The following is a 12,471-nucleotide window of genomic DNA, read 5'->3' on the forward strand; positions in this document are numbered from 1 at the left end:
GCCTTGAACGACGCCGCGCACGACCTGCACGCCCCGCACTTCATCGGTATCGGCGGCGCCGGGATGTCCGGCCTGGCGAAGATCCTCGCGGTGCGCGGCGCCAGCGTCTCCGGCAGCGACTCCAAGGAGTCCGAGACCGTCCTGGCGCTGCGCGCGCTCGGCGCCGTCGTGCACATCGGCCACGCCGCCGAGCACGTGCCGGACGGTGTCAGCAGCGTGGTCGTGTCCAGCGCCATCCGCGCGGACAACCCGGAGCTGGCCACCGCCCGCGAGCGGGGCGTCCCGGTGGTCCACCGCTCCGACGCGCTGGCCGCGCTGATGGGCGGCCGCCGGGCGCTGGCCGTGGCCGGCACGCACGGCAAGACCACCACCACCAGCATGCTCGCCGTCGCCCTCGGCGAGCTGGGCCTCGACCCCTCGTACGCGATCGGCGGCGACCTCGACGCGCCCGGCTCCAACGCCCACCACGGCACCGGCGAGATCTTCGTCGCGGAGGCCGACGAGAGCGACCGCAGCTTCCACAAGTACGCGCCCGAGGTGGCGATCGTGCTCAACGTCGAGCTCGACCACCACGCGAACTACGCCTCGATCGAGGAGATCTACGAGTCCTTCGAGACCTTCGTCGGCCGGATCGCCCCCGGCGGCACCCTGGTGGTCTCCGCCGACCACGACGGCGCCCGCGAGCTGACCTCCCGGGTGGCCGGCCGCGAGGGCCTGAACGTCGTCACCGTCGGCGCGGCCGAGGACGCCGACGTCCGCGTGCTGTCGGTGGTCGCGCACGGCATGACCAGCGAGGTCACCGTCCGGCTGGACGGCGCCGAGCTGACCTTCACCGTCTCGGTGCCCGGCCGGCACTACGCCCACAACGCGGTCGCGGCGCTGGCCGCCGGCGTCGCCCTGGGCGTGCCGGCCGCCGACCTCGCCAAGGCGCTCGGCGCCTACACCGGCGTGCGGCGGCGGCTCCAGCTCAAGGGCGAGGCGGCCGGCGTCCAGGTGATCGACTCCTACGCCCACCACCCCACCGAGATGACCGCCGACCTGGAGGCGATCCGGGAGGGCCTGGACGGCGCCGGGCGGGTGCTCGTGGTCTTCCAGCCGCACCTGTTCAGCCGCACCCAGCAGCTCGCCGAGGAGATGGGCCGGGCGCTCGCCCTGGCCGACGCCTCGGTGGTGCTGGACATCTACCCCGCCCGCGAGGACCCGATCCCCGGCGTCACCAGCGAGCTGATCATCGACGCGGCGAAGCGGGCCGGCGCCGAGGTCACCGCCGAGCACGCGTTCGACGCCGCCCCCGCCCTGCTGGCGGGCCTGACCCGCCCGGGCGACCTGCTGCTCACCATGGGCGCCGGTGACGTCACCAACCTCGGGCCGGAAATCCTCCGGCACCTCGCGAGCGTTGGCACCGACGTCCGAGACCTGCCGACCGGGAGTCTGCGATGAGCTACGAGATCGAGAAGAGCGACGCCGAGTGGCGCGCCGAGCTGAGCCCCGACGAGTACCACGTGCTCCGCGAAGCCGGCACCGAGCGCCCGTTCACGGGTGAGTACACCGACACCAAGACCGTCGGGGTCTACAGCTGCCGCGCCTGCGGGTCGGAGCTGTTCAGCTCGGAGACCAAGTTCGACAGCCACTGCGGCTGGCCGTCCTACTACGCCCCGCTCGCCGGGGACCGGGTGCAGTACATCGAGGACACCACGCTCGGCATGCGCCGGGTGGAGGTCCGCTGCGCGCGCTGCGGCGGGCACCTGGGCCACGTCTTCGAGGGCGAGGGCTACGGCACGCCGACCGACCAGCGCTACTGCATCAACAGCATCTCGCTGACGCTGCGCCCGGCCGACGGCAGCTGAGCACGGCACGGCACGCGGGCCCGGGAGCCGGTTCGGCGCCCCGGGCCCGCGGCTATCCGCCGACCGGCTGGAAGCGCACCGGGAGGTGGAGCAGGGCGCGGTGGAACGGGCCCGGGCGCCAGAGGAGGTCCTCGGCGCCGGTGCTCAGTTCGAGGTCGCTCAGCCGGCTGGTGAGCTGCTCGATCGCGGTGATCGCGATCAGCAGCGCCGGGTCCCGGGCCGGACAGGCGTGCGGACCGGCCGCCCAGGCCAGGTGGGCGGACTCGCCGCTGCGCAGCTCGGTGCCGTCGGTGGGCGGCGCGGCCTGCGAGTTGGCGGCCCCGTAGGAGACCAGCACCAGCGAGCCGGCGGGGATCTCCCGGCCGTGGAAGGTGATGTCGTAGCGCGGGTAGTGGGCGGAGAGGTTGGCCAGCGGCGGGTCGTGCCAGAGCACCTCGTCGATCGCCTGGTAGGCCGTCATGGCGCCGCCGAACAGCGATCCCGCGTACCGGGCGTCGGTGAGCAGCCGCATCAGCGCGTTGCCGATCAGATTGGTGGTCGGCTGGTTCCCGGCGATCATGGTGAGGGTGATCTGCCGGACCACCTCGTCGTTGTCCAGTCCGGCGGGGTGGGTGAGGAACCACGAGGTGAGGTCGTGCCGGGGGCGCTCGCGCCGCTCGGCGACCATGCCGGTGACCACGGAGACGAGGTCGCCGTAGGCGGCGACGGCCTTCTCGGTGGACTCCATCATGCCGGCGATGCCGGCCACCAGCCGGGCGCTGTGCTCCTCGGGGACGCCGAACCAGGTGTTGAACACGGCCACCGGCAGCTGCCGCGCGTACTCGTCGATCAGATCCGCCGAACCGGTGGCCACGAAGGCGTCGATCAGCCGGTGCGCGACCTCGGCGACCCGGCGCTGCAGCAGGTGCGGTTCGAGCAGGGCCAGGCCGTCGGTGATCACCTGGCGGTAGCGGGCGTGCACCTCGCCGTCGCTGAAGAAGGCGGTGGGGCGGTAGCCGAGCACCGGCAGGAGCGGGGAGGTCGGCGGGACGGTCTGCTGCCAGGCCCGGGAGTCCTTGGAGAAGGTGTCGGTGTCGCGCAGCAGGTCCAGCGCGGCCTGGTAGTCGGTGACCAGCAGGGCCTCCACGCCGGGCGAGATCTCCACCGGGGCGACGGCGCCGTAGCGGCGCAGCCGCTCGTAGACGAGTTGCGGGTCGGCGGCGAAGGCAGGGCCGTAGATCGGCACCGGCCGGGTGCCGGGCACGCCGCCGGAGCCGGCGGCCGGGCCGGCGGCCGTGGGGGCCTCGTCGGTGGCGGTCGCTTCGTCGGTGGCGGTCGCTTCGTCGGTGCTGGTCACGGCTGCTCCGGGGCGGCGTCGGGTGTGGCGGGCAGACCGTGCAGCACGTGCTCGGTCAGCGCGATCAGTGCGTCGAGGCTGGAACCGCGCTCACGGGCGTCGCAGAGCACCAGCGGGGTGGCGGCGTGCAGGTCCAGGTGGGCCCGGAGCACCTCGATCGGGTGCGCGGGCGCGCCCGGGAAGCAGTTGACGGCGACCGCGTAGGGCAGCCCCTGCTCCTCGACCATGTCCATGATCTCGAAGGAGTCGGCGAGCCGGCGGGTGTCGGCCAGCACCAGGGCACCGAGGGCGCCGCGGGCGATGTCCTGCCAGAGCGGGAAGAACCGGCGCTGCCCAGGGGTGCCGAACATGTAGAGCACCACCTGCCCGGGCAGCGTCAGGCGACCGAAGTCGACCGCCACCGTGGTGGTGGTCTTGCCCGGCAGACCCTCCGCGTCGTCGACGGGGGCACCGGTCTCGGTCATCGCCTCCTCGGTGTGCAGCGTGGGGATCTCCGACAGGGTGCGGATCAGCGTGGTCTTCCCGACGCCGAACGGGCCGGCGACCACCAGCTTCATCAGCGTCTGGTCCCGGTCGGGCAGGTAGCCCACCCGGTCGGTCCGGCCGGTCGGGCTACCGGAGCGTGCGGAGTCCAACGAGGAGCCTCTCGACGATGGAGCGGTCGGTCTGCTGTGCGCGGGGGATCGGGGCACGGGCCTGTAAGCAGCCCGCCTCGACCAGGTCGGCCGCGAGGAAGACGGTGGCGCTGACCGGCAGGCGCAGGTGGGCGGCGGCCTCCACCACGGTCAGTGCGCCCGGTCGCAGCAGCTCCCAGAGCCGCCGGTGTTCGTCCTCCACGTCCTGCGGCGGCTCCGCACCCGCCGCGTACAGGACGGTGAGCCGTTCGAAGCCCGCCGTGCCGGGCCTGGTCCGGCCGCCGGTGGCCAGGTAGGCGGGGACCATCCGCCTGCGGGGTACGGCGGTCATGACCGGGCGGTGGTGTCCTGCTGCCGGGCCGGGCTCGCCAGCGCGCGGCCCAGGGCGGCGACCTGCACCTGCATCTGGTAGGCCACGTTGCCGAGTTGGGCCTCCGGCGTGGTGAACACCGCGAGTGAGGTGTTCTCCCCGGCCGGGACGACGATGGCGAAGCCCAGCTCGGACTCCACCACCGTCTGCGCCAGCCGGGGCTGCTCGACGTCGGTGAAGGCGGTGGTGAACGCGCGGGCGGCGGCGTGCACGGTGGCGGTCATCGCGGCGACCCGCTCCGCCGAGGCTCGGCCGAGGCCGGCCGAGGCGCCCTCGACGAGGCCGTCACCGGTCGCGATCACCGCGTGCAGGACGCCCGGCAGCTCCAGCAGCGGGGTCAGCACCCACGAGATCTCATCGGTGGCGGTAGGGCTGGGCGTGCTCACTGCTCGGCTCCTTCGGAGGTCTGGGCGGGGTGGCGGCCGGTCCGGTCCGAGCGGTCGGCGGAGCCGGTGTGGTCGGCGGCCTCCGCTCCGGTGGCCTCGGCGCGGGTGGTGCTCGTGGGGGCGGCGCTCGTGGAGGTGTCGCTCGTGGGGGCGGTACCCGTCGTGCCGGTACCCGCCGGGTCGGTGGCGGCTCCGGTGGCGGTCGGGTCCGGGGCCCCGCCGGGCGAGGCGCCGGCGGCGGCCGCCTCCGCGACGGCGGCGCGGCCGGAGCCCGTGCCCTGCTGCAGGGCGTCCCAGCAGGCGGCCGCCCGCTCGGGCGTCCGGGCGGACCGGCCGGTGGCCGCGGACCGCGCCGCGCCGTCCGCGGCATCCGCCGGCGCGGCCGCCCCGCCGGAGGGCCGGGCCGCCTCCGGCACCTGCGGGCCGAGCGGTCGGCGTCGGCGCCGGCTCGGCAGACCGCTGTCGTCGGCGGTCACCCCCCGTACCAGCGGCACGACGTGCATGGCCGGCGCCGGGTGCCGGGTCGGCGTGTCGTGCCCGTCCGGCACGTCGTGCCACTCCGGCACGTCCTGCCCAGTGGGATCATCGGATCCCGCACGCGGGGTCGGCACCGCCTGGACGGTGGGCGCGGGAGCCGGGCCGGCGCCCGCCCGCAGCGGCAGCGGGGTGAGCACCGAGAGCGGCTGCTCCTCGTCCACGACCGTCAGCAAGGCGGCCGGGATCCGCACGATGGTCCGCATGCCGCCGTACGGCGAGGGCTCGATGTGACAGGAGAACCCGTACTGCCGGGCGAGCTTGCCGACCACCGCGAAGCCGGTCTTCGGCGGGTTGCCGAGCTCCGTGAGCAGCACGTCCGAGGGACCGGCCAGCAGCCGGCGGGCCCGGCGCAGCTGGTCCTCCTCCATCCCGATGCCGCTGTCGTCGATGATCACCAGGGCGCCGCGGCCGCCCTGCTGGACGGTCACCGGCACATCGGTCTCCGGGTGCGAGTACGACGCGGCGTTGGCGAGCAGCTCGGCGATCGTGATGGCGAGCGGCTCGGCGGCCCGGGCGACCACGGCGAGCCGGTTCTCGCGCAGGTGGTTGGCCACCTTGATCCGGGCGTAGCCGGGCACCCGGGAGAGCGCCCCGACCACCACCTCGGCCAGCGGCGAGTCGGTCCGGGCCAGACCGGGCCAGGCCTCGCAGAGCACCGCGATGGTCTGGATCCGGCGCAGCGCGACCTCGTTGCGGAAGTCGACCTCCAGCAGCCGCGGGTCGTCGTTGTCGTGCTGGAGCTGCTGGACCAGGCTCTGGATCTGGTACAGCAGGGTCTGGATCTTGGAGGTGGCACCGCGCATCGCGGCCCGGGCGGCGGCGTCGACCCGCTCGCGCTCACCGGTGACGGCCGCGACCGAGGCGTCCAGCACGGCCTGGAGGGCGCGCACCGCCTCCGGACCGGCGGCCCGCGCGTCCAGCGGCCCGGTGTCCGGCGCGTTGGGGTGGCTGAGCCGCAGCGCGGCGGCCGCCACCCGCTCCTCGGCCAGGTGGCCGACCTCGGCCAGCAGGGCGGCCGACCGCCCCTGGGCGGCCGAGAGCTGCCGGCCGGCCTCCGCGGTGCGGTCCTCGGCCGCCCGGGCGTGCAGCTCCGCCTCGGCCGCACGGTGGTCGGCGGCCGCGGTGCGCTGCTCGGCCTCGCGGACCCGGCCCTCGGCGGCGAGCGCCCTGGTCTCGACCCGGCGCGCCTCCTCGTCCGCCCGCCGGGCGGCCGTCTGGGCCTCGCGCAGTTGCTGCTCGACCCGGGCCAGCCGGCCCTCGGCGGTGCGGGTGCGCTCCTCGCTGTGGACGGTGGCCGCCTCGGCGGCGGTGGCCCGGGCGAGTGCCCGGGCGCGTCCGCGGGCCAGGACGGCGGCCGCCGCGAGCGCGGCGACCGTGGCCACCGCGAGGGCCAGCAGCGCGATCTGGGTCATCGAAGTCCTCGGAAGTCCTCGCTCGAAGGGGTGGGGAGGTGCCGGTGGCGGAGCCTCGGCGACAGGTGGTCAGGCCGGCGAGGAGGGGAACCGCCGGGGGCGGGAGGACGGCACCCGGCCCGCGTCCTGGGCCAGCTCCCGCGCCACCAGGGCGACCTGGCCCATCGCCTCCAGGACGTTCGGCACCGCGCTGCCGTCCAGGTGCCGGTACTCGGCCGCGACGGTGAGCACCAGCCGCTCGGGCAGGCCGAGTTCGGGGTGGCGCTGCTCGGCGATGATCCGCCGGGCCGCGTCCAGGGCCGGTATCCCGGCGCGGTGCAGCGCGTGGGCGCGGCCGCGCACGTACCCGAGGTAGCCGATGTGGGCCTCCACGCCGGACCGGTCGAGCACCGGACCGTGGCCGGGGACGAAGAGCTCGGCGCCGGTGGCCAGTGCCTGCTCGCAGGCGCCGATGATGTTCTCCAGCGGTCCGGCCCAGTGCGAGGGATGGTCTCCGGGCTGCTCGGGCGTCGAGCCGAAGATCACGTCGCCGGTGAACACCACCCGCTGGTGCGGCAGGTGGACCAGCAGGTCGCCGCCGGTGTGCGCGGCCGGCAGCCCGGTGATCCGCACGGGGTACTCCCCCACCCGCAGCTCCAGTTCACCGGTGAAGACGGTGTGCGGGTGGACGGGATCGGTCTGCGACCAGTCGAACGGGCCGAAGTGCTCCCGGAGGTAGCCGCCGAGCGGCGAGGCCGGGTCGCTGCCCGCGACCAGCGCGTGCTGCTGCTTCGGCGTCGGCTCCCAGTGGATGTGCTCCAGCGCCTCCCGGGTGGCGATCACCTCGGCGTCGGGCACCACCCCGGCGCCCCAGAGGTGGTCGCCGTTGGCGTGGGTGACGATCACCCGGTCGATGTCCACCCCGTCGGCCAGCCGCTGCCGGCTCTGCGCGAGGAACTCCGCGGCGAGGGAGGGGTCGTAGGGCGTGTCGATCCAGAGCGCCGTCCGCGGTGAGGTGAGCAGCCCGCAGTTGGCCAGGCCCCAGCCGCGCTTCGGCGGAAGCCACACATACAGGTCCTCGGCAATCGCGCTCACGTTCGCGCGGCTGATCGTCATGGGCGCGATTATGCCGATGATGTGATGACAGTGAAGCAAAACACCGGCGATTCAAGCCACTTCCCGCCCCAGACCCTCCCGACCTGTCCCGTTTCGCACCCATGCGGTCTGGACCACTTCGTCTCAAGGGGCAGGACGGGAAGGCCGCCCCGAGCTGCCGGAAAGGCCGGCGGCGCCGCACCCGGAGCGCCGTCCGCTCACACCACCGGCAGCAACCGGCAGACCTCGACGGTCACATCGACGGTGTCCAGACCGATCACCCGGCCCTCGACCGCGACGAATCCTTTCTCCCCCGCGCGGAAGATCGCCGCCAGCGGCGACTTCCGGGTGGCGGCCGCCAGCGCCTCCACGGCCATCGCCGAGCCGAAGGCGAAGACCCCGCAGAGCACGACGCAGGGCGCCTGCCGCGACGTCCGGGTCACGAAGACGAAACCGTGGTCCCGGATCAACTCGTCGGCCGCGTTGTACTGCGCCTCGAAGGTCATTCCGCCCCAGCGGGCCCGGGCCGCGTCCGGGTACTCGATGCAGAAGTCCGGGAATCCCGCGCCGAGCACGGTCGCCGAGTACGGATTGACGCTCGGTCCGCCGATCGAGAAGGTCGGCATCCTCGGGTCCTGCGCCCCGGCGGTGACCAGTTCTATCGTCGCCTTCCGGTTGATCTTCCGCAGCAGATCGGTGAGTTGGGCTATCGCCCGGGCCTCGGCCATCGGCATGAAGAGGACGTTCTTCGGCCCCCGGCTGATCAGCGGGCGGCCGTCCTTCGCGAACGCGAACGCCGCCGCCTCGATGCTGGGGGTGACGATCTGGACCCGGCCGTACGGGGCGAGCAGCACCCGGAGGAAGCCGTACCGCAGGAACAGTCTGGTCCGGGCGAGGGAGCGGGCCGCGAGAAAGCCGATCACGGCCGGAACGAACCCGACCAGGACCTGAAGCAGGATCTCCATAGCATCCCCCACCGAGGAAGACTCGGGCACGAACTGTCTGCCGTGAGGTGATGCCCGCACAGAACGCCGGGGACTCCCGACACGGCGGTCCACCCGGCGCAGCGTGGGGGAAGTGCACCGGATTCACTCTTTCGAGTGACCGAAACCGGCCGCTCCCTCCCGAGCCGTCACCCCTGGGACCGCTTGGTGAACTTCCGCTCGCTCGCGCACCGCTCGTACCCGAGCCACGCGTTGATCGCGAGCATCGGCGCGTTGGTGGCGTCGTTGCTGGTGTAGGCCCACCGGAAGCCGGCCGCCCGGGCCCGGTGCAGCGACTCGGTCTTGGCCAGCTTGCTCAGCCCCCGACCCCGGAAGGCCCGCCGGCAGGCGGTGAACGCCGACCAGTAGCGTTCCGCGCCGTCCGTCTGCACCGCGCTGAACGCGGCCGGCTCGCGGTCGACCACCGCCACCACGGTCAGCTCGCGGTCGAGGTCCGGGCGGGCCCAGTCCCCCGTCAGGAACGCCTCGTAGTCGGCGGCGTCCATCGCGATCTCGCCCGGCTCGTCCAGGGCCGCGTCCGCCTCGATCACGAAGATCGGGTACGGGTCGTCCGCCCAGTCGGTGGCCGGGCGCAGCTCGACCCCGGGCGGCAGTGCCGGGACGGCGGGCAGCGGCCGGGCGAGGTCCCGGCCAGCGAAGTGGGCCGGCCGCCCCTCGGTGAAGCCGCGGGCGACGGCGAAGGCGCGCGACGCCGGCTCCTCGTCCACCCAGCTGTGCAGCTCGACCACGCCGTGCCCGGCCAGGTGCCGCTCGGCCGCCGCCAGCAGGGCGGTGAAGACCCCGCGGCGCCGGAAGGCCGGCAGCACACTGCCGTTGGCGTACCCGATGCCCCGGGTGGCGGTGCCGACGACCACACCGCACCGGACCGAGCCGACCACCTCGCCGTCCAGCTCGGCGACGAAGGTGCGGAAGTGCTCCCCCGTGGCCCGGCGGGCGTTGAGCCAGGTGAAGACCTCGGGGGTGAGGAGCAGGTGCTCGCGGCCCGCCCGGTGGGCGGCCGCGGCGGCCTCGGCGTCGGCGGGGCGGAAGTCACGCACGGTCAGCGTCGTCATGGGCGGGTACCGTAACCGCCCCGCCGACCGGTTCGCCTCCGAATTTCCGCCCCGTCCGGGGGGCCGGTGACAGGGACGGGACCAAAGTCCCTCATCACCGGGTCGACAAGCTCAAATAATGCTCTGAGAAGACCGGATGGGGCTTGGCAGCCGCCCCCACCGGGGACATCCTCAGCAGCACGGCCCGGCCCGACCCTGGCGACGATGCCCGCGTCGGCCGACGGCTTCCCACCCAGCCCTCCGAAGGGGGCGAACCCATGACCTCTCCTGCCGTCCGGCGCAGGACGCCCGCCGCTCCGACCAGGGCCACCGAACGACCGGCGGGTACGGCCGGTCCCGCACCCACCGCGCTCGGCGTCGGCCTGGGCTGGCGCGGCGAGATCGACACCGTCGTGGAGCGCCAGCCCGGCCTGGACTGGGTCGAGGTGGTCGCGGAGAACGTCTGCGCCGACCACCTCCCCGAGTCGCTGCGGATCCTGCGGGCCCGCGGCGTCACGGTGGTCCCGCACGGCGTCTCGCTCGGCCTCGGCGGCGCCGACCGGCCCGACCCGGCACGGCTCGACCGGCTCGCGGAGGCGGCCGGCGCGCTCGGCTCCCCGCTGGTGACCGAGCACCTGGCGTTCGTCCGGGCCGGTGGCCTGGAGGCCGGGCACCTGCTGCCGGTGCCCCGCTCGCGCGACGCCCTCAGGGTGATCGCCGAGAACGTCCGGATCGCGCAGGACCGGCTCCCGGTGCCGCTGGCCCTGGAGAACATCGCCGCCCAGCTGGCCTGGCCGGACGACGAACTGACCGAGGGACAGTTCCTCGCCGAGCTGGTCGAGCGCACCGGTGTCCGGCTCCTGATCGACGTCGCCAACCTGCACACCAACCGGGTCAACCTCGGTCTGGACCCGGCCGCCGAACTGGACCGCCTGCCGCTGGAGGCGCTGGCCTACGTCCACGTCGCCGGTGGCACCATGATCGACGGCGTCTGGCACGACACCCACGCCCACCCCGTCACCGAACCGGTGCTGGAGGTGCTGGCCGAACTCTGCGACCGGGTCGCACCGCCCGGCGTCCTGCTGGAGCGGGACGCCAACTTCCCGCCGCCCGCGGAGCTGGCGGCCGAACTGGACGCCATCCGCCGCGTGCTGGACGGGGGCCGGGCCGGATGACCGGCCCGACCGGCGAGGCCCACGGCCTCACCGCCGCCCGCGCCGCGCTGGCCCGGCGCCAGGAGGAACTGCTGGCCGCCCTGGTGGCCGGCGGGCCCGTCCCGCCCGGCTTCGACCCGGCCCAGGTCCGCGCCCAGTCGGCCGGTCTGGCCGCCAAGCGCCGGGACACCACCGCCAAGGTGGCCCCGGAGCTGCCCCGCCTGCTCGGCCGGCGGTACGGGCCGCTGTTCCTCGCCTACGCGCGGACGCACCCGCAGACCGGCGGCTACCGCGCCGACGCCCGCGCCTTCGCCGCGTGGGCGCTCACCGACGGGCCGGGCACCCGCCCGGACCCCGGGCGGCCCGGCACCGAGCCCGGGCCTGCGCTCGACCTCGCGCTCGACCCCACGCTCGACCCCCAGCAGCGGCAGGCCCTGGAGCGGTGGCTCCACGGCCCCGCGCCCGAGCGCCCGCCGGGGCCGCTCGCCCGCCTGCGCCGGGCCCTGCGGCCCGGTCCGCGGCACTGAACCCGAACCACCCACACCATTCCGGGGGAACCGCCCATGTGGCACAACACCTTCTTCGTCGTACCGGCGTTGCTGCTGGTCGCGGCCGCGTCGTACGCCTCCTACACCAAGGGCCGGGTCCGGCGGGTACCGCAGGTCAAGGGCCTGCCCGGTCGCGGACTGCCGCTGCTGGACACCGCGTTCCTCTCCGGCGGCCCCGGCCGGGTCTTCGACACCGCCCTGGTCCGGATGCACCAGGCCGGCCGCGTCGTCGTCAACCGGGCCGGCCTGGTCACGCTGACCACCCGGAAGGCCTACGACGCCGTCGACGAGGCGATCATCGAGGCGGTCGGGCCGACCGGGCAGCGGGAGCTCGCCCCGCTGCGGCGCGCGGTGATGCGCGCCCCCGCCGTCCAGCAGCTCGGCGACGGGCTCGCCAACCGCGGGCTGCTGCGCAACCCCGCCCTGATGCACCGGGCCAAGGTGGCCCGTCGGCTGCTCTGGCTCGCCCTGCTGAGCGTGGTGGTGACCACCGTGGTCGCCCACGCGGTCGATCACGGGGAGGCGGACCGCCCCGTCCTCTGGCTCCCGTCCCTGCTGGTGGTCCTCGGTCTGGTGTCGCTGCTGGTGACCTGGCCGTTCAAGGGGCGGATCACCCCGGCCGGCCGCCGTCAGCTCGCCCTGATGTCCATCGGCAAGCCGTGGAAGCCCAGTGCCGGCCTGGCACCGCGGGCGGCCGGCGGCGTCCTGCTCGGCGCGGTCGCGCTCAGCGGGCTGGCCGCCTCCGGGCTGGACGACGCGGAGCTCCAGGAGGCGATGCTCGCCGCGGCGGCGGCCGACCTGGCGACCGCCAAGGCCGCGGCGACGGGCGGTTCCTCGTCCTCCACCTCCACCTACACCTCGTGCTCCTCCGGCTCCTCCGGCACTTCCTGCGGCGGCGTCACCTGGTGCGGCAGCGGCTCCGATTCGGGCTCGGGCTCGTCCGGGTCGAGCTGCGGCGGAAGCAGCTGCGGCTCCTCCTCGTCGAGCTGCGGCGGCGGCTCCAGCAGCTGCGGATCCTCCTCCAGCTGCGGCGGCGGGAGCAGCTGCGGATCCTGAGGCCCACCGCCCTCCCGAGTCACAGTTCGATATCGCGCACCGGAAAGGCGTTCCGCCCGGAGCGGGGGCAGGTCTACAACG

At 74.7% G+C, this 12,471-nt stretch carries 11 protein-coding genes and 1 pseudogene; 4 read left to right on the forward strand and 8 right to left on the reverse strand.

What is annotated here, in order from left to right; genetic code table 11:
* The first annotated feature begins 3 nt into the window (after positions 1-3).
* Positions 4-1,440: a UDP-N-acetylmuramate--L-alanine ligase gene (gene murC, locus ACZ4UX_RS19065; protein WP_329489996.1), complete on the forward strand. Its 1,437-nt coding sequence runs from the start codon at positions 4-6 to the stop codon at positions 1,438-1,440.
* On the forward strand, positions 1,437-1,847 hold the full coding sequence (msrB, locus tag ACZ4UX_RS19070; RefSeq protein ID WP_359804438.1) for a peptide-methionine (R)-S-oxide reductase MsrB: 411 nt from the start codon (positions 1,437-1,439) through the stop codon (positions 1,845-1,847). The genes murC and msrB overlap by 4 nt, the downstream gene beginning before the upstream one ends.
* Before the next feature lie 52 nt (positions 1,848-1,899).
* Here the strand turns inward: msrB and ACZ4UX_RS19075 are convergent, their stop codons facing one another.
* From ACZ4UX_RS19075 to ACZ4UX_RS19110, 8 genes are all read right to left on the reverse strand, one after another.
* On the reverse strand, positions 1,900-3,183 hold the full coding sequence (locus ACZ4UX_RS19075) for a cytochrome P450 (RefSeq protein WP_465707481.1): 1,284 nt from the start codon (positions 3,181-3,183) through the stop codon (positions 1,900-1,902).
* Positions 3,180-3,818, reverse strand: a complete 639-nt coding sequence (locus ACZ4UX_RS19080) for a GTP-binding protein (protein WP_380392916.1) — start codon at positions 3,816-3,818, stop codon at positions 3,180-3,182. Before ACZ4UX_RS19080 ends, ACZ4UX_RS19075 begins: the two co-directional genes overlap by 4 nt.
* Entirely contained in the window at positions 3,796-4,149 is a 354-nt protein-coding gene (locus ACZ4UX_RS19085; RefSeq protein WP_329489994.1) for a DUF742 domain-containing protein, read from the reverse strand. The genes ACZ4UX_RS19080 and ACZ4UX_RS19085 overlap by 23 nt, the downstream gene beginning before the upstream one ends.
* Positions 4,146-4,574, reverse strand: coding sequence for a roadblock/LC7 domain-containing protein (locus ACZ4UX_RS19090; RefSeq protein WP_329489993.1), 429 nt, complete (start codon positions 4,572-4,574; stop codon positions 4,146-4,148). The genes ACZ4UX_RS19085 and ACZ4UX_RS19090 overlap by 4 nt, the downstream gene beginning before the upstream one ends.
* A complete protein-coding gene (locus ACZ4UX_RS19095; RefSeq protein WP_465707482.1) occupies positions 4,571-6,523 on the reverse strand; it encodes an ATP-binding protein in 1,953 nt (650 codons plus the stop codon). The genes ACZ4UX_RS19090 and ACZ4UX_RS19095 overlap by 4 nt, the downstream gene beginning before the upstream one ends.
* Before the next feature lie 69 nt (positions 6,524-6,592).
* Positions 6,593-7,618, reverse strand: coding sequence for an MBL fold metallo-hydrolase (locus ACZ4UX_RS19100; protein ID WP_352288109.1), 1,026 nt, complete (start codon positions 7,616-7,618; stop codon positions 6,593-6,595).
* A 197-nt stretch (positions 7,619-7,815) separates the two neighbouring features.
* Positions 7,816-8,562, reverse strand: coding sequence for a hypothetical protein (locus ACZ4UX_RS19105; protein ID WP_352288106.1), 747 nt, complete (start codon positions 8,560-8,562; stop codon positions 7,816-7,818).
* Between the two features lie 167 nt (positions 8,563-8,729).
* On the reverse strand, positions 8,730-9,653 hold the full coding sequence (locus tag ACZ4UX_RS19110) for a GNAT family N-acetyltransferase (RefSeq protein WP_465707483.1): 924 nt from the start codon (positions 9,651-9,653) through the stop codon (positions 8,730-8,732).
* A 257-nt stretch (positions 9,654-9,910) separates the two neighbouring features.
* Here ACZ4UX_RS19110 and ACZ4UX_RS19115 point away from each other — a divergent pair.
* Together ACZ4UX_RS19115 and ACZ4UX_RS19120 are read left to right on the forward strand one after the other, a co-directional pair.
* Positions 9,911-11,313, forward strand: a pseudogene (locus tag ACZ4UX_RS19115) (MbnB/TglH/ChrH family RiPP precursor modification enzyme).
* Between the two features lie 36 nt (positions 11,314-11,349).
* A complete protein-coding gene (locus ACZ4UX_RS19120) occupies positions 11,350-12,390 on the forward strand; it encodes a TIGR04222 domain-containing membrane protein (protein ID WP_465707484.1) in 1,041 nt (346 codons plus the stop codon).
* Positions 12,391-12,471: the final 81 nt, after the last annotated feature.

It is taken from the genome of Kitasatospora sp. NPDC028961, assembly GCF_055564815.1.

Coding starts and splice junctions, on each gene's coding strand:
- ACZ4UX_RS19110 (WP_465707483.1), bottom strand. CDS start 9,653: ATGACGACGCTGACCGTGCGTGACTTCCGCCCCGCCGACGCCGAGGCC.
- ACZ4UX_RS19085 (WP_329489994.1), bottom strand. CDS start 4,149: ATGACCGCCGTACCCCGCAGGCGGATGGTCCCCGCCTACCTGGCCACC.
- ACZ4UX_RS19105 (WP_352288106.1), bottom strand. CDS start 8,562: ATGGAGATCCTGCTTCAGGTCCTGGTCGGGTTCGTTCCGGCCGTGATC.
- ACZ4UX_RS19120 (WP_465707484.1), top strand. CDS start 11,350: ATGTGGCACAACACCTTCTTCGTCGTACCGGCGTTGCTGCTGGTCGCG.
- ACZ4UX_RS19100 (WP_352288109.1), bottom strand. CDS start 7,618: ATGACGATCAGCCGCGCGAACGTGAGCGCGATTGCCGAGGACCTGTAT.
- ACZ4UX_RS19095 (WP_465707482.1), bottom strand. CDS start 6,523: ATGACCCAGATCGCGCTGCTGGCCCTCGCGGTGGCCACGGTCGCCGCG.
- msrB (WP_359804438.1), top strand. CDS start 1,437: ATGAGCTACGAGATCGAGAAGAGCGACGCCGAGTGGCGCGCCGAGCTG.